The organism is Streptomyces sp. NPDC048825, assembly GCF_043198355.1.
In the GTDB taxonomy this organism is placed as follows: Bacteria; Actinomycetota; Actinomycetes; order Streptomycetales; family Streptomycetaceae; genus Streptomyces; species Streptomyces xiangluensis.
In genome coordinates, this window is sequence record NZ_JBICUR010000022.1 from 54,487 (window position 1) to 74,296 (window position 19,810).

A 19,810-nucleotide genomic window follows, 5' to 3' on the forward strand; every position below is an offset into this window, starting at 1 on the left:
TCCGCCGCCCTGTTCGGGCTCGATTCTCTCAGCGCTCGGCAGCCACCAGTTCGGTTTCCTCTTCCCCGGGCTCCTTCGGGGCCGGGTCCCGGCCCGGCAGGAACAGCGCCACGACCACGGTTCCGACCAGGGCGACACCGGCTCCGCCCACGGCGGTGAGGTGCATGGCGTGCAGGAAGGCGTCGTGCGCCGGGGTGACCAGGGCCTCGCCCCGGGGTCCGAGCTCCGCGGCGACGCCGAGGGTGGCCTCGATGGACTCGCCCGCGTGGTGCCGCAGGTCCGCGGGCAGCAGGGTGAGCTTGTCCTCGATGCCCGAGCGGTACGACGCGGAGAGGACCGAGCCGAGTACGGCGATGCCCAGGGCGCCGCCGACCTGGCGGAAGGTGTTGCTGAGCGCGGAGGCGGAACCGGCCTTCTCGCGGGGCATGGTCTGCATGATCACGACGCTGGTGGGCGTCATGACGTGTGCCATCCCGGTACCCATCAGGAAGAAGATGACCTCGAGGATCCAGATCGGCGTATCGGCGTCGAGGATGGTGAACGCGGCCAGCATCGCGGCGATGAGCAGCATGCCGCCGGCGGTCGTGGCCCGGTAGCCGATGCGGTCGACGACCAGCCGGGCGCGCGGCGCGAAGGTGAGCTGCGCCGCGGCCAGCGGCAGCATCAGCAGGCCGGTCTGGAAAGGCGAGTAGCCGCGCACGGTCTGCGTGTAGAAGACCGCGAAGAACGTCACGCCCATCAGCGCGAAGAAGACCAGCCCTATGGCGCCGATCGCCGCCGAGAAGACCCGGTTCTTGAAGTATGTGACGTCGATGGACGGGTGGTCGATGCGCTTCTCGTACCAGACGAATCCGATGAGTACGGCGAGTCCGGCGCCCATGGTCGCCAGCACCTCGGCGTCGGTGAAGTCGGCGAGCTGGCCGCCCTTGATGATGCCGTACACGAGCAGGACGAGCCCGATGACGGACAGCAGCACGCCCACCGGGTCGATGCGGCCGGGCTTCGGATCGCGGGAGTCGGGAACCAGCCACAGCATGAGCCCGAGCGCGAGGATCACGATCGGCACGTTGATGAGGAACACGGACCCCCACCAGAAGTGATCGAGGAGCACCCCTCCGGTGATGGGCCCGATGGCGATGGCGAGTCCGACGCCACCCGCCCAGATGCCGATGGCCTTCGGCTGCTCGTCGCGCTCGAAGACGTTCATGAGGACGGCGAGGGTCGCGGGCATCACGAAGGCGGCACCGAGCCCCATCAGGGCGCGGAACCCGATGAGTTGCTCCGGCGACCCGGAGAAGGCGGCGAGCGCGGAGGCACCGCCGAAGACGACGAGCCCGCCGAGCAGCACCTTTTTGCGGCCGAGCCGGTCGCCGAGGAGGCCGGCCGTGAACAGCAGTCCCGCGAAGACGAGCGTGTACGCGTTGATGGCCCACTCGAGCTCGCTCTGGGTGGCTCCAAGACCGGTCGGGGCGGGCGTCGAGATGGTCTTGATCGCGACGTTCAGGATCGAGTTGTCGAGCACGACGATCAGCAGGCTCAGCATCAGCACACCGAGGATCACCCAGCGACGCCGATGCACGGCCTCCGGTACACGGGAGTCGGTGGCGGCGGGAGTAGTCATGCCGTCGAGGTTAGCGAATAACGATACGAGACGGTCTCGTATCTAAAATCCTTTACCGAGAACTTACGCGGGAGAGGTTGCGGCGCGTTGCCGCGATCACAGGGGTGTTCAGTGGTGGTCCCCTAGCCGTTCGGTGGCACGAGGTGCCACCATGGAGGGGATCCGGGGACGCCGTCAGGGCGCCTCGAGATGACAGAAGGAGCCGTTGCGATGACGCAGCTCTCGGCTGCCCCGAAGACCCCCGACAGCAGCAAGACGCTGTACGGCGGAAAGGGCACCCGCCGCATCACTGTCCGCGACCTCAACGCCGCCAAGGATCGCGGCGAGAAGTGGCCCATGCTCACCGCGTACGACGCGATGACCGCGTCCGTCTTCGACGAGGCCGGCATCCCGGTCATGCTCGTCGGCGACTCGGCGGGCAACTGCCACCTCGGGTACGAGACGACCGTGCCCGTCACGCTCGACGAGATGACCATGCTCTCCGCCGCGGTCGTACGGGGCACCTCGCGGGCCCTGATCGTCGGCGACCTGCCCTTCGGGTCGTACCAGGAGGGCCCCGTGCAGGCCCTTCGCTCGGCCACCCGCCTGGTGAAGGAGGCCGGGGTCGGTGCCGTCAAGCTGGAGGGCGGTGAACGTTCGCACCGCCAGATCGAGTTGCTCGTCGAGTCCGGGATCCCGGTGATGGCGCACATCGGTCTGACCCCCCAGTCCGTGAACACCATGGGCTACCGCGTCCAGGGCCGCGGCGAGGAGGCCGCCCAGCAGCTCCTCCGTGACGCCAAGGCCGTGCAGGACGCCGGGGCGTTCGCCGTCGTCCTCGAACTCGTGCCGGCCGAGCTGGCCGCGGAGGTCACGCGCGTGCTCCACATCCCGACGATCGGCATCGGCGCCGGGCCCGACACCGACGCGCAGGTCCTCGTCTGGACGGACATGCTGGGCCTGACGTCCGGCAAGGTGCCGCGCTTCGTCAAGCAGTACGCGGACCTCCGGTCGGTCATGACGCAGGCCGCGCAGGCGTTCGCCGAGGACGTGGTCGGCGGGACGTTCCCGACGGAGGAACACTCCGTTCACTGAGCCACTGGTCCACTGATCCACTGGTCCACTGGTCCACTGTGGTACCAAGGCGGCCCGCCGATCTTCCCCCGTCGGCGGGCCGCCGGTTGCCTCCGGCGGTTGGGCAGGGCGCCTATGGGGGTGGTGGGTTGGGTGCGTTTGGCGCGTGCGGGTGCTTTGTGGCTGGTCGCGCAGTTCCCCGCGCCCCTGGGTGCGTGGTGGGTCGGGGCCGTGGGCCGGTGCGTCAGCCCGTCGCAGGGTGGGCATACGGCCCTTCGTCTGACACAAGGCGCAGGTGACCTGAGACAGAACCTACGCGACGGGCATACGACGCACCGGCCCACGTCCCCTCCCGCCGGTGGGAGACTGCGGGCAGTTGGGGGTACGGGCTCTTTCTGGGCACGGATCCTCTCGGGGCGCGGGAAGTCGCAGGCTTTTGCTTTTTCAGGGGCGCGGGGCTGTGACATCAGCGGCTCCGCCGCGGGGCGCGACAAGCCACGACACACCCGCAGCCGCGACACGCCGTGTCACTCCCCACCCCCTTGCGGGGGGTCTGGGGCGTAGCCCCAGTTTCGGGAAGGGGCGGGGCTGGGGAAAGAAACCCCACCCACGACGGGCCCGCAGTCGAGATACGCACCTCAACCCGCCTCCCCCGTAGTCGACAAGCCGCCGACAGCCCCCTGTAGGCGGGCTGTCGGCGGTTTGTCAGTGGGTGCTGACACCGTTTGCGGCATGACACGAATCGACAACGACCCCGACACCCGCGCACGGAGTGCGGTCACCGTTAGGGGACTGGTCAAGCACTACGGCGAGACCAAGGCACTGGACGGCGTGGACCTGGACGTACGCGAGGGCTCAGTGATGGGCGTGCTCGGGCCGAACGGAGCGGGCAAGACCACCCTCGTACGGATCCTGTCCACCCTGATCCAGCCCGACGCCGGCCAGGCGACCGTCGCCGGCTACGACGTCGTACGACAGCCCCGCCAGCTGCGCCGGGTGATCGGCCTCACCGGCCAGTACGCCTCCGTCGACGAGAAGCTCCCCGGCTGGGAGAACCTCTACATGATCGGCCGCCTGCTCGACCTGCCCCGCAAGGAGGCAAGGACCCGTGCGGACGAGCTGCTGGAGCGCTTCTCGCTCACCGAGGCGGCGAAGCGCCCGGTGAACACGTACTCCGGCGGGATGCGGCGGCGCCTGGACCTGGCCGCGTCGATGACAGGGCAGCCGACGGTGCTGTATCTCGACGAACCGACCACCGGCCTCGACCCCCGCACCCGTAACGAGGTGTGGACGGAGGTCAAGCGCATGGTCGGCGACGGCGTGACCGTGCTGCTCACCACCCAGTACATGGAGGAGGCCGAGCAGCTCGCCTCCGAGCTGACCGTCGTGGACCGCGGCAAGGTCATCGCGAACGGCGCCATCGACGAGCTGAAGTCGAAGGTCGGCGGCCGGTCCCTGCGCATTCGCCCGGCCGACCCGATCGAGCTGCGCCCGCTCGCCGGCGCGCTCGACGAGCTGGGCATCACCGGGCTCGCCACCACGACGGTGGACAGCGCGAACGGCACCCTCCTCGTGCCGATTCTCAGTGACGAGCAGCTCACCGCCGTGGTCGGCGCGGTCACCGCACACGGGATCACGATCGCCTCGATCACCACCGAACTGCCCAGCCTGGACGAGGTGTTCCTGTCCCTCACCGGCCACCGCGCGAGCGCCCCGCAGGACGCCGTGCCCACCGACGCCCGCGAAGAGGTCACCGTATGAGTGCCACCACCCTCACCACTACCGACGCCGTAAAAGACGTAAAGGGCGATGCGCGGATCAGTCCGCGCGCCCACCTGAGGCACACCGGCGCCCTGATCCGCCGCAATCTGCTGTGGATCCGGCAGGACCCGGAGTCGATGTTCGACGCCATCCTGATGCCGATCGTCTTCACGCTGCTGTTCGTGTACGTCTTCGGCGGCTCGATCGGGCAGGCCCTCGGCGGCGGCCAGGACGACTACGTGCAGTACGTCGTGCCCGGAATGATGGCCATGATGGGCATGAGCATGGCCATGTCGGTCGGGACCGGCTTCAACACGGACTTCAACTCCGGTGTCATGGACCGTTTCCGGTCCCTGCCGATCGGACGTGGCTCGGTGCTCTTCGCCAAGATCGCGGTGGAGCTGCTGCGGATGATGCTCGCCACCACGATCATGCTGATCGTCGGTGTCCTGGTCGGCTTCGACATCACCAACTGGGGCGGGCTGCTCGCGGCCGTGGCGCTGGCCGCGCTGTTCGGCTCGGCCCTGATGTGGGTGTTCCTCACCCTCGGCGTGGTGCTGAAGAGCGCGCAGTCCGTGCAGGGGCTGGGCTTCCTGGTGCTGATGCCGCTCCAGTTCGGCTCGTCGATCTTCGCCCCGACCGACTCGATGCCGGGCTGGCTGCAGTCCTTCACCGACGTCAACCCGCTGTCCTCGCTCGCGGACGCCGCGCGCGGGCTGATGGTGGGCGGTCCGGTCACTCAGGACCTGTGGGTGACGGTCGCCTGGTCGGTGGGGCTCACGGCGGTCATGGCACCGATCGCCATCCACAAGTTCCGTACGAAGACCTGACGTCGACGCACCCGGCCCCGCGCCGGTGCGCGTCAGATCAGGGCGGCGGCCTCTACGGAGGAGAGGCCGCCGCCCTCCGCGTACGCCGCCTCGTACGCCTCGTCGCCGAGCACGGCGCGCGTTCGCTCCACCGCCCGCTGGTGCACCTCACGCTCCTGGGGCGACGCGCAGTGCCTGGGCGGCAGCAGCGCGTCGGCGGCTCCGAGGCAGCGGGCGGCGTCGCGGGCGCGGCTGCCGCCGTCGACGTGGGCGAGGGCGAACGCGGCGGTGGTCAGATACCCGGAGCGCATCTGCGGGGCGATGGCCTCGGCCAGCGGGTCCTCGGCGAGTTCCAGCGCCCGCCCGATCGTGTCCAGGGACTCCGCGTAGCGGCCGTCGGCCGCGTCCACCCAGGCCTCGGAGCCGAGGATGTACGCGTCGAAGATGATGAAGTAGGCGATCGTGAACTCCTCGCGCAACAACCGGAGTTGCTCACGCGCCTCGGGGATCCGGTCGGTCAGGCTGAGCCAGCCGGCCAGGAACAGCCGGGCGAAGGGCATCGCCTGGTCGGTCGTGCCGCGCCCCTGCTCGATGACGTCGCGCAGGAGGCGCTCTCCCCGCTCCGCCTCACCCCCCTGGATCAGCGCGCCGCCGAGCCGGGCGGTGAGCACGGCCATCTGGGCGCGGGCACCGAGGCGTTCGGCGCGTTCGATGGCCGCCTCGAAGTCGGCGGCGGCCCTGCCGTACTCGCCCTTGCGCTCATGCGCCTCTGCGCGCGCTGCGAGTGCCTCTGCGGTGCCCCACAGGTCGCCGAGGCGGCGGTAGATCTCCAGCGACTCGTCGGCGTCGCGGGTGGCGTCGCCCTCCCATTCGGTGCGGTTGGCGAGGAGGTTGGCGCGCATCTGCAGATTGGCGCCCAGATCCCACTCGTATCCGGGCATGCCACGGCAGGTGTCGACGGCCGCGTTGACGATCGTCCGTACCCGCTCCATATCACCGGTGAGCATGACGGCGAAGAACCACACCGTGCCGGGGAAACGGCTCACCTGCGGAAGCCCGGGCTCGTACGTCTCGGAGATGACCCGCAGCTTCGTCTGCGCCTCGGGTGTCTGCCAGGCAGGCAACTCGGTGTCTATGCAGGCGAGATGGATCAGGTGCAGCTGGCGCCTGGCCTCGTCGAGGACCTCGCCGTTCCACGGCGGCGGGGTGTCCGTGCAGCGCTCCCACAGCGGGGCGGCGGGCCGCACGGGCTCGGTGAAGGGGTCGGGGCCGAAAACCTGGACCTCGCGGCACCAGTTGCGGGCGACGATCCGCAGGTCACGCATCTGCCAGTACCAGGCCATCGACATGATGAGGCACAGCGCCTCCTGCTCCTCGCGTGCGGCGACGGCGTGGTGCAGGGCGGCGCGAATGTTCTCGCTCTCGCGCTCGAACCGCTGGATGGCGTCGCGTTGACCGGAGCCCCGCAGCAACGGCTCGGTGGTGCGGGCGAGTTCACGGAAGTACGTCAGATGCGCGCGCTCGGCCTCCGCCCGCCGCCCGGACTCGTCGAGCCGCTCGCCCGCGTACTCGGCGACCGTCTCCAGGAGCCGGTAGCGCATGTCGCCGTCGGGCGAAGGGGCCGCCACGACAAGGGACTTGTCGACGAGCGAGCCGAGCGCTTCGAGCGCTTTCGGCCCGCAGACCGCCTCCGCGGCGGCGAGGTCGCAGCCGCCGGCGAAGACGGACAGCCGCCGCAGCACGTCCCGTTCGTCCGCGTCCAGCAGCTCCCAGGACCAGTCGACGACGGCCCGGAGCGTCTGCTGGCGGGGCAGGACGGTACGGCTGCCGGAGGTGAGGAGGAGGAAACGGTCGTCGAGCCGGTCGGCGATCTGCCGGGGCGTGAGCATCCGCAGCCGGGCGGCGGCGAGTTCGATGGCGAGGGGGAGACCGTCGAGGCGCCGGCAGATCTCCGCGGCGGCCTCCGGATCGTCCTCGATCCGGAACCCGGGCCGGGCGGCGGCGCCCCGGTCGGCGAGCAGCCGCAGCGCGTACGGCTCCGGCAGCGGCTCCACGGGCCGCAGCAACTCCCCCGGTACGCCGAGGGGTTCGCGGCTGGTGGCGAGCACCGTCAGCTCCGGGCAGCGTTCCAGCAGTTCCTCGACGAGCCGGGCGGCGGCGTCGACGACGTGCTCGCAGTTGTCGAGGATCAGCAGCATCCGCCGCTTGCCGCAGTGCTCGGCGAGCCGCTCGACAGGGTCGTCATGCCGCTCGGATCCGGCCCGCATCGCCTCGGCCCCGGCGCCGTACAGCACGGTCTCGCGGGCCCCGACGGCGGTGAGCACGGCCTCCGGCACGGCGTCCGGGTCGTCGACGGGCGCGAGCTCGGCCAGCCACACCCCGTCCCGGACGACATCCCGCACGCTCTCGGCGGCCTCCTGCGACAGCCGCGTCTTCCCCGCCCCACCGGGCCCGAGCAGGGTGACGAGCCGGGCGGTCGCGAGGTCGCCACGGATGGCTTCGATGTCCCACTCACGACCGACGAAGGAGGTGAGGCGGGCGCGGAGGTTGCCACGGGCACGGAGCCCGGAGGTACGGGCGCCGTCGGCGGCAGGGGCGGATGCGGCCGCGGCGGGGCTGTCTCCCGCGCTCAACAACTCCCCGTGCAGCGCCCGCAGTTCCGGTCCCGGGTCCGATCCCAGCCGGTCCGCCAGGAGCTGTCGTACGTCCTCGTAGGCGGCCAGCGCCTGTGCCGTGCGGCCCGCGTAGCGCAGGGCGCGCAGGCGCAGGGCCTGGAGGGGTTCGTCCAGGGGATGGGTGTCGCACAGGGCGGTCAGCTCGGGCAGGGACTGCTCGGCGTGGCCGAGGGCGAGGGCGGCGGTGTGCCGGGCACGGAGGGCGTCGAGCCGCCGGGCATCACAGCGGGCCGACTCGGCGGTGCGGTCGGGAAGATCGGCGAGGGCGGGCTCGCGCCACAGGGCGAGGGCGTCGTCGAGGGCCACGGCCGCTTTGGCGGGGTCGCGGTCGCCCAACGCGCGCGTACCCTCGCCGACGAGCCGCTCGAACCGGTGCAGGTCGATGTCGTCGGCCGAGGCGGCGAGCCGGTACCCGCCCTCCTCCGACACGACGGCATCCGCTCCGAGCACCCGCCTCAACCGCCCGACCAGTGCCTGCAACGCCCCTGTGGCATCGGCGGGCGGATCCCCGTCCCACACCTCGTCGACCAGCAGCCCCGCGGGCACGGTACGGCCACCCCGCAACGCCAGCACGGTCAGAAGAGCACGCAGCCGCGCCCCGCCGAGAGGAACGGGGCTGCCGTCGGGGCGAATTGCCTGGGTGGTACCGAGGATGCGATAGCGCACGGGGTCCATTGTCTCTGGTGGGTTCGGCAGAGGTCACAGGGTTACGGCGGCGAGGCGTAGCACCATGCCCCCACCCTGTACGGAACTCACAGCCGATCGCGAGACGTTTTCCACATACGCCCGGTACGGTCGGGCACGCCCGCTTGTATGAAACCCAGGGAGCCCGACCCCATGACCACCGCCACCAACCGCCACAGCGACCGGCGGATCAGCCCGGTCTTTCTCGGGATCGTGGCCGTCATGGCGGTCACGGGCTGGGCCACCTGGACCGGTTTCGCGGAACAGCCCGGCATCGCCGTGTTCCTGTTCGTGACCGCGGCCTGGGTCGTCTCGCTCTGTCTGCACGAGTACGCACACGCGCGTACGGCCCTGCACAGCGGCGACATCTCGATAGGCGCGAAGGGTTACTTGACCCTCAACCCGCTGAAGTACACGCACGCCCTGCTGAGCATCGTCCTGCCCGTCATCTTCGTGATCATGGGCGGTATCGGTCTGCCCGGAGGTGCCGTCTGGATCGAGCGGAGCCGCATCCAGGGCCGCTGGAAGCACAGCCTGATCTCGGCGGCGGGCCCCCTGACGAACGTGCTGTTCGCGGTGGTCTGCACGGCCCCGTTCTGGCTGGACGCGCTCGACGGCGTGCCGGCCGACTTCCGGTTCGCCCTGGCGTTCCTGGCGCTGCTCCAGGTCACGGCCGCGCTGCTGAACTTCCTGCCGGTGCCGGGACTGGACGGCTACGGCGTGCTCGAACCCTGGCTGTCGTACAAGATCCGCCGCCAGGTGGAGCCGCTCGCGCCCTTCGGGCTGCTCCTCGTGATCGCCATCCTGTGGATACCGGCGGTGAACGGTGTGTTCTTCGACGTGATCGACGCGCTCCTGCGCGGCCTGGGGATCGACGAGATCAGTACGTACTGCGGTCAGAACCTCTACCGCTTCTGGACGGAGACCGACCAGTTCTGCGGCGTCAGTTCGTGACCGTCAGTTCGTGACGGAGCCGTCCCGCGCTTTGCCGCGCCTCAGGTAGTACCAGGCCATGTTGGAAGCCAGGCCCGCGAGCAGCACCCACACGATGCCCAGCCAGTAGCCCTTGGCGAAGGAGACGACGGCCGCGGCGACGGACAGGACGCAGACGACGAGGGCGTAGAGGGCGAGGCGGGGCATCGGACGGACTCCTGTCGGGGGGACACTGCTTTCCTTGCCACCAGTGTCCCCCACCCACTCATACGTCGGTGATGCGCAGGCCCGCATGGGCCTTGTAGCGGCGGTTCACCGAGATCAGGTTCGCGACCAGCGACTCGACCTGGTGGGCGTTGCGCAGCCGTCCGGAGAAGATGCCGCGCATGCCGGGGATACGGCCGGCCAGCGCCTGCACCATCTCGACGTCCGCGCGGTCCTCGCCGAGCACCATCACATCGGTGTCGATCTCCTCGACCTCCGGGTCCTGGAGCAGTACCGCGGACAGATGGTGGAAGGCGGCGGTGACGCGCGAGTCCGGGAGCAGCGCGGCGGCCTGCTCGGCGGCGCTGCCCTCCTCCGGCTTCAGCGCGTACGCACCCTTCTTGTCGAAACCGAGCGGGTTGACGCAGTCGACGACGAGTTTCCCGCTCAACTCCTCCCTGAGCGACTCCAACGTCTTGCCGTGCCCGTCCCACGGCACCGCCACGATCACGATGTCGCTGCGCCGCGCGCACTCGGCGTTGTCGGCGCCCTCGACGCCGTGCCCGAGTTCGTCCGCGGCGGACTGGGCCCGCTCCGCGGCCCGCGACCCGATGATCACCTTCTGCCCGGCCCGGGCCAGCCGGTAGGCGAGGCCCTTGCCCTGCGGGCCGGTGCCGCCGAGCACGCCCACGACGAGCCCTGACACGTCGGGCAGGTCCCAGGGGTCCTTGGCCGGGGCCTTGGCGGCTTGCTGTGCACTGTTGTCGGTAGAGGTCATGGGCCGACTTTACGTCCGTACGTCCGTGGGGAATCGCCCCACCGCTCACGTGAGGTCCGTCACGGGGACTCGGCGGAAGGTGATCGTCTCGTACGCGCTGAAGTCGCCCGTCTCGTAGAGGAGGCCGACGGTCGACGCGTCGAGGCGTACGAGATCGGAGTACGCGGCGGGCAGTCCGTCCACCGTGTGCGCGGGCCGCCAGGTGATGCCGGCGTCGGTACTGGCGCGGATCGTCATGAGTGCGCGGTAGCCGGGGACGGCTGGGCCGGAGAAGAGCAGCACGTCGGGGTCGCGGAGCTGGAGAACGCTGCCCTCGCAGACCGGGGCGGTCAGTCCCGCCTGCGGCCGGAAGGGCTTCACCAGGGTCTCGCCGCCGTCCGTCGAGTAGGCGTCGGCGCGGGTGCCTGGTGCTGTCGCGTCGTTACGGGTGTTGAAGTAGACGCGGCCGTCGGGGAGTTCGGCGGCGGTCGTCTCGTTCACATTGATGTAGCCGTCGGTGTTGTCGTCGAGGTAGCCGATGCGCCAGGTCTCGCCGCGGTCGTCGCTGAGCAGACAGTGGCCGCCGTTGTACTTTCCCTCGGTGCCGTTGTCCCGGCCTGCCGGCGGGAGGGAGTGGTTGGCGGGCACGACCACGCGGCCGCCGGCGAGCTGGACGGCGTGGCCCGGTGTGGTGGCGTACCACCGCCAACTCGCCTGCTTCGTCTGTGCGGTGATGTCGCGTGGCGTCGACCAGGTGACCCCGTCGTCGTCACTGTGCTGGACCCAGACACGACGGCCGTCGGCGGCGCTCACCTTGCCCCTTCGGATGGCGTCCTCGGTGGCGAGGGCCGCGTTACGTACGTGGACGAGGAGGAGGCGGCCGGTGTCCAGGACGACCGGGGCGGGGTTGCCGGCCAGGTTGTCGCCGTGCTTGGCGGCGACCTCCAGGGGGCCCCAGGTCCGGCCGCCGTCCGTGGACCGCTTCAGCACGATGTCGATGTTGCCGAAGTCGTCGTGGGATCCGACGCGGCCCTCGCACATGGCGAGCAGGGTCCCGGCCGCCGTGACGACGACGGCCGGGATCCGGAAGCTTGCGTAGCCTTCCTGGCCTGCGCGGAAGGGTACGGACGTTTCTGCCATCGGGGCCTCCACGTGTGGGGGTGTTGGGCCCCCTTGCCCGCGGCGGGCCAATTCGGGGTGAACGCGACGTTACGAGTGGGCGGTTGGGATCGGGAGGAGTTCTTTTCCCCAGCCCCGCCCCTTCCCGAAACTGGGGGCTGCGCCCCAGGCCCCCGCCGGGGGTGGGGTGACACGTAGTGTCGCGGCTGCCAGTCCGTCGTGGCTGGTCGCGCAGTTCCCCGCGCCCCTGAAAGACAAAAGCCTGCGCCCCGACGAACCCCGCACTCTCCCACCGGCGGGAGGGGACGTGGGCCGGTGCGTCGTATGCCCGTCGCGTAGGTTCTGTCTCAGGAAACCCGCACCCTGTATGAGACGCAGGGCCGTATGCCCACCCTGCGACGGGCTGACGCACCGGCCCACGGCCCCGACCCACCACGCACCCAAGGGGCGCGGGGCTGTATCAATCTGCGGCTCCGCCGCGTGGGCGCGACCAGCCACACTCAACCCGCACCCAAAAACGAACCCAACCGCCCAACCGCCGGAGGCGACTGGCGCAGGTGATCAGTCGTCCTCCCCGCCGCGCGGAGTGCCATCCTGCCAGCGGGGGTCCGTCTCCCATTCCAGATTCCGCTCGCGAGCGAGCTCCATCGCGTGGGAAGCCTCGGCTCGGGTCGCGTACGGGCCGAAGCGGTCCTTGCCGGGGCATTCGGGGCCCTCTTCGACCTTCTTGTGCTCCAGGCAGTAGTACCACTCACCCGGTTTACCGACCGTGCGCTTCTTGAACAGGGCCATGGCTGGGGCTCCTTTCGCCACGGTCATCGTCCCCCAGCGGCCGCTGGTTAGACTCGCTGGCATGTCTGGCCAGTCGCTGCTCGTACCAGGGGAGCTCTCTCCCACCCGTCCCGTCCCGGGAAACATCAGGCGTCCGGAGTACGTGGGCAAGCCCGCCCCCACGCCGTACAAGGGTCCGGAGGTGCAGACCCCCGAGACGGTCGAGGCCATGCGGACCGCCGGGCGGATCGCCGCGCGAGCGCTGGCCGAGGCCGCGAAGCTGATCGCGCCCGGGGTCACGACGGACGAGCTGGACCGGGTCGCCCATGAGTACATGTGCGACCACGGAGCCTATCCGTCCACGCTCGGTTACCGCGGTTTCCCCAAGTCGTTGTGCACCTCGGTCAACGAGGTCATCTGCCACGGCATTCCGGACTCCACGGTCCTGCGGGACGGCGACATCATCAACCTCGATGTGACGGCGTACATCGGCGGGGTGCACGGCGACAACAACGCCACCTACCTCGTGGGCGAGGTGGACGAGGAGTCGCGGCTGCTCGTCGAGCGCACCCGTGAGTCCCTGAACCGCGCCATCAAGGCCGTCAAGCCCGGCCGGCAGATCAACGTCATCGGGCGGGTCATCGAGTCGTACGCGAAGAGGTTCGGCTACGGGGTCGTACGGGACTTCACGGGGCACGGGATCAACTCGTCGTTCCACTCCGGGCTGATCATTCCGCACTACGACAACCCGAACGCGACCACTGTCATCCAGCCCGGGATGACCTTCACCATCGAGCCGATGCTCACGCTGGGCTCGTACGAGTACGACATGTGGGACGACGGGTGGACGGTCGTGACGAAGGACCGCAAGCGGACGGCTCAGTTCGAGCACACGCTGGTCGTCACCGACAGCGGGGCCGAGGTCCTTACGTTGCCCTAGCCGCGCCGCGTCACAGCATCAGAGCCGCCCGCTCCCTCCCCCGGGAGCGGGCGGCTATTTCATGTGGGCCTGACATGTGGGTGTGGTGGTGTTTCGGGGTAGGGTTTTACCGACAGGGCGTCGGGAACCTCATTGACTTAGGTAAGCCTAACCATAGAAGATGAGCCCGGCTCTCGTCTCCCCTTCGGCCTCGGAGGTCCACATGAACTCGTCGAGTACACCGTTCTCGACGCTCATCCGCACGGCGTCGCACGAGCTGCACGGGGAAGCGCACGACTCGACGTTCATGAGTGACCTGCTGGGCGGCAGGCTCGGCGTGGATGCGTACACGCGGTACACCGAGCAGCTGTGGTTCGTCTACCGGGCGATCGAGGAGAGCGGGCGCGAGCTGGCCGACGACCCCGTGGCGGGACCGTTCATCCGGCCCGAGCTGATGCGACAGGCCGCCCTGGAGCGGGACCTCGCGCATCTGCGGGGCGCGGGGTGGCGCGAGAGCATCACCGCACTGCCCGCCACGGAGGAGTACACGGCCCGCATCAAGGAGTGCGCGCGTACGTGGCCGGGTGGGTACGTCGCGCATCACTACACCCGCTACCTCGGCGACCTCTCCGGTGGGCAGGTCCTGAGGAGCAGGGCGGAGACGACGTGGGGGTTCGCGCGCAAGGGGGACGGGGTGCGGTTCTATGTGTTCGAGGACATCAGCAACCCGGCCGCGTTCAAGCGGGATTACCGCGAACTCCTCGACGGAGTTCTCGCCGACGATCTGGAGAAGCAGCGGATCATCGGGGAGTGCAAGCGGGCGTTCACATTGAACATCGCCGTTCTTCGTGCACTGAGTGAAGAGTTCCGCGTCAGCGCGTGAACGCTCCGCTGGGGGCGCGGTTTGAAGCTGCGGGTTCGTTGTGGCTGGTCGCGCAGTTCCCCGCGCCCCTAAGGGGCTACGCTCCTTCCGGGGCGCGCCCCCCGTACGGGCGTATCCCGTACGGGGCGCCCGTAGCCCTCAGCGTTCCAGGGACACCCTGCCGCCCACCTCGACCCATCCCTCCGGCTGTGGTGCCGTGAGGATCTGTGAACCCGCGCCCTGGGTGATGTTCAGGGCGCGGCCCAGTTGGGCCGTGAGCTGGAGGGCCGCCGCGCCTGTTGCCTCGTCCTCCTCTATGCCGTCGCCACGCCCCGGGAAGGCACGAGCACGGACACGGCCCGCCGCCTCGTCCTGCCAGGCCCAGGCATAAATCCACTCCCCCGGCGGAGGCACCTCCAGCGCGTCGACCTCCGCTACCGACCCGTACCGACGCAGTGTGCGCGGCTCCGGCCACTCCGGACGCGCCTCGATCCAGCTGAACTCGCCGTCGAGGCGTGTGCCCACCACGCCCGCCGGAGTGACGAGTTCGGGCACGTCGAGGAGCCAGGCCGTGCCGACACAGGGGTGGCCGGCGAAGGGCAGTCGCGCGCTGGGTGTGTAGATGTCGATGATCCCGCGCTCGGGGTCATCGACGAACACCGTCTCGCTGAAGCCGAGTTTGGCCGCGAAGGCCTGGCGGTCGTCGCGTTCCGGCATCCGGGTGCCGTCGCGCACGACCGCCAGGGTGTTCCCGTGTCCTCCACCTGGCCCGCAGAACACACGCAGCACGTCGTAATCAGTCACGCGGGCATCAAACACCAACCTGCGGCCGGCTACGGATCAGCCCTGCCCCCGGCCCTCCGCCGACGTACCGCGAAGACCACACCCGACCGGCTGCTGCCGGACGTCTACCGGCAGCCCGTCGAGGTCTTCCCGCATCCGCGCAGCGGGGAGGCGCTCATTACTCCTCGACGGGGTTCTTGACCCCCCTTTGACCGTTTCGTGGGGTGCGGATTGAGCCACCGTGATCAGGCCGTGCTCGTACGCCATTCATGAGAGCTGAATCACTGGACGGGCAGGCGGAACTGAGGTAAGCCTCAGATAAGTTAGGGCGGCCTCACTTGGAGTCTTCGGCTCCTCGATGTACTTCCCTTGAGCTTCCTTGGAGCCCGTATGCGAGCCGTCCGCCTCTCCGTCGTCACTGCCGCCGCCACCGCGGCGGCGCTGACCGCCGTCACCGGCTGCACCGAGAAGAGCGACGCCGCGGGCGGCGACGGCGTCATCGCGGTGACGGCCACCGACACCAAGTGCGAGGTGTCCAAAAAGGAGTTCCCGGCGGGGCACGTCGAGATCGACGTGGAGAACAAGGGCTCCAAGGTCACCGAGGTCTATCTGCTCTTCCCGGACGACCGGATCGTCACCGAGCGGGAGAACATCGGTCCCGGCACCAGTCAGAAGGTCACCGCCGAGGTGAAGGCGGGCGACTACCGGATCGCCTGCAAGCCTGGCATGAAGGGCAAGGGCATACGCCAGGACGTCACGGCCACGGGCGGCGGCAAGGTCGCCAAGCGTGATCCGCGCCTGGACAAGGCCGTCGCCGACTACCGCGCCTACGCCCAGCAGCAGGCCGACGAGACGCTGCCCAAGGCGAAGGTCTTCGCCGAGGCGGTCAAGGCCGGCGATATCGAGGCCGCGAAGAAGGCGTACGCCGACTCGCGCATCGGCTGGGAGCGCACCGAGCCGGTCGCAGAGTCCTTCGGTGACATCGACCCGAAGGTCGACCTGCGCGAGGACGGTCTCGAGGAAGGCCAGGACCTGGAGAAGGACTGGACCGGCTGGCACCGCCTGGAGCGGTCGCTGTGGCAGGACAAGAAGCTCACCGACCGCGACTCCGAGCTCGCCGACCAGCTGATCACGGATCTGACGGACTGGCAGAAGCGGGTCGGCAGGGCCGAGATCACCCCGACCTCGATGGGCAACGGCGCCAAGGAACTCCTCGACGAGGTCGCCACCGGCAAGGTCACCGGCGAGGAGGAGCGCTACTCGCACACCGACCTGGTCGACTTCAAGGCGAACGTCGAGGGCGCCGAGAAGTCGTACGAGCTGCTGAAGCCGGTCGCCTCGGAGAACGACGCGGCGCTGGCCAAGGAGCTCGACACACAGTTCGCGGCACTGAACACGCTGCTCGACAAGTACCGCGCGGACAAGAACTCCTACGAGTTCACCTCGTACGACAAGGTCGGCAAGGCCGACCGCAAGGAGCTCTCGGACGCGGTGAACGCGCTCGCCGAGCCGCTGTCCAAGCTCGCCGCCGCCGTCGTGAAGTAAGAGGGCCTGCCGCCATGACGGACACCACGAACACCACGGACCAGACCGACGAGAGCGGCCGGCCCGACGGCGCCGATGGGGCCGATAAGCCCGATGGGACGCAGCGCTCCAACTCCCGTACTCCGTCCCGCCGTTCACTGATCGGCTGGGGCGGCGCCGGGCTCGCGCTCGGGGCCGCCGCGGCCGGCGGTGCGGTGGCGATGGCCCGTACGGGCGACGACGCCGAGCCGACCGCCGCCGAGACGGGCGCCGCGGTCGCCTTCCACGGCGCACACCAGGCGGGCATCGCCACACCGGTGCAGGACCGGCTGCACTTCGCCGCCTTCGATGTGAAGACCGAGGACCGGGCCGAGTTCGTCCAGCTGCTGAAGGACTGGACGGCCGCGGCGCGCCGGATGACGGCCGGGCACACGGTCGGCGAGGGCGCGTACGGCGGTCTGGCCGAGGCGCCGCCGGACGACACCGGTGAGGCGCTGGGCCTCAAGCCGTCGCGGCTGACGCTGACGATCGGCTTCGGGCCGTCCCTGTTCGGGAAGTTCGGGCTGGAGGGTGAGCGGCCCGAAGCCCTCGTGGACCTGCCGAAGTTCGCCGGCGACAACCTCGACAAGAACCGCAGCGGCGGCGATCTGTGCGTCCAGGCCTGCGCGGACGATCCGCAGGTCGCCGTGCACGCGGTCCGCAACCTCGCCCGGATCGGCTTCGGCAAGGTTGTCGTCCGCTGGTCCCAACTGGGGTTCGGCAAGACCTCGTCGACGACTCCGGAGGAACAGACCCCGCGCAACCTCATGGGGTTCAAGGACGGCACCCGCAATATCGCGGGGACGGAGACGGACCGGCTGGGGAAGTTCGTGTGGGTGGACTCGGAGGGGCCGTCCTGGATGACCGGCGGCTCGTACCTCGTGGCACGGCGCATCCGCATGAACATCGAGACCTGGGACCGTACTTCACTTCAGGAGCAGGAGGACATCTTCGGCCGCGACAAGGGCGAGGGTGCTCCGGTGGGCAAGGCCAAGGAGCGCGACGAGCCGTTTCTGAAGGCGATGAAGCCCGACGCGCACGTCCGGCTCGCGCACCCCGACTCCAACAACGGGGCGACGCTCCTGCGCCGCGGCTACTCCTTCACCGACGGCACGGACGGGCTCGGCCGCCTGGACGCGGGGCTGTTCTTCCTCGCGTACCAGCGTGACGTACGCAAGGGCTTCATCCCGGTGCAGCGCAGCCTCGCGATCGACCCGCTCAACGAGTACATCCAGCACGTGGGTTCGGCGATCTTCGCGATCCCACCGGGCGTCCGGGACAAGGGCGACTGGTGGGGCCGGGCGCTGTTCTCCGAGGAGGCGTAGACCGTGTTCAGCAACTATCTGATCGGCCTGCGCGAGGGCCTCGAGGCCAGTCTCGTCGTCTGCATCCTCGTCGCCTACCTGGTGAAGACGGACCGGCGGGACGCGCTGAAGCCCATCTGGATCGGCATCGGCGTCGCCGTCGGCATCTCCCTCGGCTTCGGCTTCGCGCTCGAATTCGGCTCCCAGGAGCTGACGTTCAAGGCGCAGGAGGCGCTCGGTGGTTCGCTGTCGATCCTCGCGGTGGGCCTGGTGACGTGGATGGTCTTCTGGATGCGGCGTACGGCCCGCCATCTGAAGGCCGAGTTGCACGGGAAGCTGGATGCGGCACTGCAGTTGGGCACGGGCGCGCTGGTCGCGACGGCGTTCCTGGCCGTGGGACGCGAGGGCCTGGAGACGTCCCTGTTCGTCTGGACGTCCGTGCGCGCCTCGGGCGACGGCAGCCAAGAGCCCCTGATCGGCGCCCTGTTGGGCATTGTGACCGCGGTCGTCCTCGGCTACCTCTTCTACCGCGGCGCCCTGCGGATCAACCTCTCCAAGTTCTTCACCTGGACCGGCGGCATGCTGGTGATCGTGGCCGCGGGCGTTCTCGCGTACGGCTTCCACGATCTGCAGGAGGCCGACTTCCTGCCCGGCCTGACGAACAAGGCCTTCGACATCAGCACCGCCATTCCGCCGGACAGCTGGTACGGCACGCTCCTGAAGGGCATCTTCAACTTCCAGCCGGACCCGACCGTGCTCCAAGTCACCGTGTGGGCGCTGTACTTGGTACCGACGCTCGCCCTCTTCCTGTGGCCGACGCGGCTCGGCGGCGGGACGGAGAAGACGCCCGCCCCGGTTCGCGAAAAGGTCGAGGAGGCCTGAGCGGAGGCCCGTGGTCACCCTCGTACGTGATCCCACGGTGCGGCGCGTTTCCCTGCCCCGATAGGGTTCGCCTCCGGGAAGGGGAAGGTGAAGACGAACCGATGAAGACGCCGCAGACACTTCGCAGGTGGGGCCGGCTGAGCACGTCGGCGGCAGCGGTCACCGTGCTGTCGGTGACGGCGAGCGGGTGCATGGTGGTGCACGGGGAGCGGGAGATCCTCCCGGGGGCCACGAAGACCGAGGCCGCACGTGCCCTCAAGGACTTCACGGCCGCCTACAACGAGGCGAACGCGGCCAACGACCAGGCCCTGGACGCCGGCCGGGTCACCGGCCCGCTCGCCGACATCGACGGCGCCAAGCTCAGGGCGGGCGCGAAGAACCAGCCGGGCGGCAATCCCGACTATGCGCCGCTGAAGCTGACCGACACCGAGTTCACCATCCCGAAGAAGGCGGGCTGGCCGCGCTGGTTCGTCGCCGACTCGCAGGCCAACAAGGGCTCCGACAACACCCGTTGGCTGCTGGTCTTCACACGGGGTGGCGCGGACGAGGTGTGGGAGGTGTCGTATCTGACGATCCTCGCCGCCGACGACGTACCGGAGTTCAAGAAGGACAAGGACGGCTGGGCCGAGCCGGTCACCGCGAACGCCGGGGACCTGGCCGTACCGCCGCAGGATCTGGCCGAGACGTACGCGACATACCTGCAAGAAGGCGGCGACGCCTTCGCTCCGGGCACGCACACCTCCGCATGGCGGGACGCCCGCCAGAAGAACGCCGAGAAACCGGGCCTGGTCCGCCAGTACCTGGACGAGCCGCTGACCTCCGGCGACTACGCCCCCCTGGGCCTGCGCACCACGGACGGCAGCGCCCTGGTCTTCTTCACCACCCGCCACTACGAGAAGCAGACGGCGGCCCAGGGCGTGCCGCTGAACGTCTCCGACGCGAACGTGAAGGCCCTGATGACAGGCGAGGCCAAGCAGTCGATCACGCTGGAGTCGGTGTCCAACCAGGCGGTACTGGATCCGGGGCCGGGCGCGGCGGACCAGAAGGTGGAGTTCTTGGCGAGGATTCAGGGGCTTACGGGGGCGAAGGGGGAGTAAGGCCTCGCTTGGG

The 19,810-nt window shown here is 69.6% G+C and carries 17 protein-coding genes; 10 read left to right on the top strand and 7 right to left on the bottom strand.

What is annotated here, in order from left to right; translation table 11 throughout:
* Window positions 1–28: 28 nt before the first annotated feature.
* A complete protein-coding gene (locus ACGFNK_RS38565; RefSeq protein ID WP_393423689.1) occupies window positions 29–1,621 on the bottom strand; it encodes an MFS transporter in 1,593 nt (530 codons plus the stop codon).
* A gap of 210 nt (window positions 1,622–1,831) precedes the next feature.
* On the opposite strand from ACGFNK_RS38565, the gene panB reads away from it, so the two are divergent.
* The 3 genes from panB to ACGFNK_RS38580 all read left to right on the top strand — a co-directional run bounded on the left by panB (window position 1,832) and on the right by ACGFNK_RS38580 (window position 5,265).
* On the top strand, window positions 1,832–2,695 hold the full coding sequence (gene panB / locus ACGFNK_RS38570) for a 3-methyl-2-oxobutanoate hydroxymethyltransferase (RefSeq protein WP_393423691.1): 864 nt from the start codon (window positions 1,832–1,834) through the stop codon (window positions 2,693–2,695).
* Between the two features lie 711 nt (window positions 2,696–3,406).
* Window positions 3,407–4,435 (top strand): ATP-binding cassette domain-containing protein, encoded by a 1,029-nt coding sequence (locus ACGFNK_RS38575; protein WP_393423693.1) that lies wholly within the window; start codon window positions 3,407–3,409, stop codon window positions 4,433–4,435.
* Window positions 4,432–5,265 carry an ABC transporter permease gene (locus ACGFNK_RS38580; protein WP_393423695.1) on the top strand — a complete coding sequence of 278 codons (834 nt, stop codon included), beginning with the start codon at window positions 4,432–4,434 and terminating at the stop codon, window positions 5,263–5,265. The genes ACGFNK_RS38575 and ACGFNK_RS38580 overlap by 4 nt, the downstream gene beginning before the upstream one ends.
* A gap of 32 nt (window positions 5,266–5,297) precedes the next feature.
* On the opposite strand, the gene ACGFNK_RS38585 is transcribed toward ACGFNK_RS38580, so the two are convergent.
* A complete protein-coding gene (locus ACGFNK_RS38585) occupies window positions 5,298–8,594 on the bottom strand; it encodes a BTAD domain-containing putative transcriptional regulator (protein WP_393423697.1) in 3,297 nt (1,098 codons plus the stop codon).
* A 162-nt stretch (window positions 8,595–8,756) separates the two neighbouring features.
* On the opposite strand from ACGFNK_RS38585, the gene ACGFNK_RS38590 reads away from it, so the two are divergent.
* The gene (locus ACGFNK_RS38590) at window positions 8,757–9,557 is read left to right on the top strand and encodes a site-2 protease family protein (protein ID WP_393423699.1); all 801 of its coding nucleotides are present in this window, start codon (window positions 8,757–8,759) and stop codon (window positions 9,555–9,557) included.
* Between the two features lie 3 nt (window positions 9,558–9,560).
* Here the strand turns inward: ACGFNK_RS38590 and ACGFNK_RS38595 are convergent, their stop codons facing one another.
* The 4 genes from ACGFNK_RS38595 to ACGFNK_RS38610 form a co-directional block, all read right to left on the bottom strand.
* Entirely contained in the window at window positions 9,561–9,743 is a 183-nt protein-coding gene (locus ACGFNK_RS38595) for a hypothetical protein (RefSeq protein WP_344396158.1), read from the bottom strand.
* Between the two features lie 58 nt (window positions 9,744–9,801).
* Complete coding sequence (gene npdG, locus ACGFNK_RS38600) at window positions 9,802–10,518, bottom strand: NADPH-dependent F420 reductase (protein WP_393423701.1); 717 nt, start codon at window positions 10,516–10,518, stop codon at window positions 9,802–9,804.
* A 45-nt stretch (window positions 10,519–10,563) separates the two neighbouring features.
* Complete coding sequence (locus tag ACGFNK_RS38605) at window positions 10,564–11,637, bottom strand: exo-alpha-sialidase (RefSeq protein WP_393423703.1); 1,074 nt, start codon at window positions 11,635–11,637, stop codon at window positions 10,564–10,566.
* A gap of 540 nt (window positions 11,638–12,177) precedes the next feature.
* Window positions 12,178–12,408, bottom strand: a complete 231-nt coding sequence (locus ACGFNK_RS38610) for a hypothetical protein (RefSeq protein WP_393423705.1) — start codon at window positions 12,406–12,408, stop codon at window positions 12,178–12,180.
* Between the two features lie 61 nt (window positions 12,409–12,469).
* On the opposite strand from ACGFNK_RS38610, the gene map reads away from it, so the two are divergent.
* Together map and ACGFNK_RS38620 are read left to right on the top strand one after the other, a co-directional pair.
* Window positions 12,470–13,327 (top strand): type I methionyl aminopeptidase, encoded by an 858-nt coding sequence (map, locus tag ACGFNK_RS38615; RefSeq protein WP_393423707.1) that lies wholly within the window; start codon window positions 12,470–12,472, stop codon window positions 13,325–13,327.
* A gap of 202 nt (window positions 13,328–13,529) precedes the next feature.
* Window positions 13,530–14,189, top strand: coding sequence for a heme oxygenase (biliverdin-producing) (locus tag ACGFNK_RS38620; protein ID WP_393423709.1), 660 nt, complete (start codon window positions 13,530–13,532; stop codon window positions 14,187–14,189).
* 138 nt (window positions 14,190–14,327) lie between these two features.
* Here ACGFNK_RS38620 and ACGFNK_RS38625 read toward each other — a convergent pair whose 3' ends face one another.
* Entirely contained in the window at window positions 14,328–14,972 is a 645-nt protein-coding gene (locus ACGFNK_RS38625) for a PhzF family phenazine biosynthesis protein (protein ID WP_393423711.1), read from the bottom strand.
* 369 nt (window positions 14,973–15,341) lie between these two features.
* On the opposite strand from ACGFNK_RS38625, the gene efeO reads away from it, so the two are divergent.
* The 4 genes from efeO to ACGFNK_RS38645 all read left to right on the top strand — a co-directional run bounded on the left by efeO (window position 15,342) and on the right by ACGFNK_RS38645 (window position 19,797).
* The gene (gene efeO, locus ACGFNK_RS38630) at window positions 15,342–16,496 is read left to right on the top strand and encodes an iron uptake system protein EfeO (RefSeq protein WP_386346186.1); all 1,155 of its coding nucleotides are present in this window, start codon (window positions 15,342–15,344) and stop codon (window positions 16,494–16,496) included.
* 14 nt (window positions 16,497–16,510) lie between these two features.
* A complete protein-coding gene (efeB, locus tag ACGFNK_RS38635; protein ID WP_393423713.1) occupies window positions 16,511–17,839 on the top strand; it encodes an iron uptake transporter deferrochelatase/peroxidase subunit in 1,329 nt (442 codons plus the stop codon).
* A 3-nt stretch (window positions 17,840–17,842) separates the two neighbouring features.
* Window positions 17,843–18,700: an iron uptake transporter permease EfeU gene (gene efeU / locus ACGFNK_RS38640; RefSeq protein ID WP_393423715.1), complete on the top strand. Its 858-nt coding sequence runs from the start codon at window positions 17,843–17,845 to the stop codon at window positions 18,698–18,700.
* 101 nt (window positions 18,701–18,801) lie between these two features.
* A complete protein-coding gene (locus ACGFNK_RS38645) occupies window positions 18,802–19,797 on the top strand; it encodes a hypothetical protein (RefSeq protein ID WP_393423717.1) in 996 nt (331 codons plus the stop codon).
* Window positions 19,798–19,810: the final 13 nt, after the last annotated feature.

Excerpts from the sequence above, each read along its gene's own strand:
- ACGFNK_RS38565 (WP_393423689.1), bottom strand. The coding sequence starts at position 1,621 with ATGACTACTCCCGCCGCCACCGACTCCCGTGTACCGGAGGCCGTGCAT.
- panB (WP_393423691.1), top strand. The coding sequence starts at position 1,832 with ATGACGCAGCTCTCGGCTGCCCCGAAGACCCCCGACAGCAGCAAGACG.
- ACGFNK_RS38575 (WP_393423693.1), top strand. The coding sequence starts at position 3,407 with ATGACACGAATCGACAACGACCCCGACACCCGCGCACGGAGTGCGGTC.
- ACGFNK_RS38580 (WP_393423695.1), top strand. The coding sequence starts at position 4,432 with ATGAGTGCCACCACCCTCACCACTACCGACGCCGTAAAAGACGTAAAG.
- ACGFNK_RS38585 (WP_393423697.1), bottom strand. The coding sequence starts at position 8,594 with ATGGACCCCGTGCGCTATCGCATCCTCGGTACCACCCAGGCAATTCGC.
- ACGFNK_RS38590 (WP_393423699.1), top strand. The coding sequence starts at position 8,757 with ATGACCACCGCCACCAACCGCCACAGCGACCGGCGGATCAGCCCGGTC.
- ACGFNK_RS38595 (WP_344396158.1), bottom strand. The coding sequence starts at position 9,743 with ATGCCCCGCCTCGCCCTCTACGCCCTCGTCGTCTGCGTCCTGTCCGTC.
- npdG (WP_393423701.1), bottom strand. The coding sequence starts at position 10,518 with ATGACCTCTACCGACAACAGTGCACAGCAAGCCGCCAAGGCCCCGGCC.
- ACGFNK_RS38605 (WP_393423703.1), bottom strand. The coding sequence starts at position 11,637 with ATGGCAGAAACGTCCGTACCCTTCCGCGCAGGCCAGGAAGGCTACGCA.
- ACGFNK_RS38610 (WP_393423705.1), bottom strand. The coding sequence starts at position 12,408 with ATGGCCCTGTTCAAGAAGCGCACGGTCGGTAAACCGGGTGAGTGGTAC.
- map (WP_393423707.1), top strand. The coding sequence starts at position 12,470 with ATGTCTGGCCAGTCGCTGCTCGTACCAGGGGAGCTCTCTCCCACCCGT.
- ACGFNK_RS38620 (WP_393423709.1), top strand. The coding sequence starts at position 13,530 with ATGAACTCGTCGAGTACACCGTTCTCGACGCTCATCCGCACGGCGTCG.
- efeO (WP_386346186.1), top strand. The coding sequence starts at position 15,342 with ATGCGAGCCGTCCGCCTCTCCGTCGTCACTGCCGCCGCCACCGCGGCG.
- efeB (WP_393423713.1), top strand. The coding sequence starts at position 16,511 with ATGACGGACACCACGAACACCACGGACCAGACCGACGAGAGCGGCCGG.
- ACGFNK_RS38645 (WP_393423717.1), top strand. The coding sequence starts at position 18,802 with ATGAAGACGCCGCAGACACTTCGCAGGTGGGGCCGGCTGAGCACGTCG.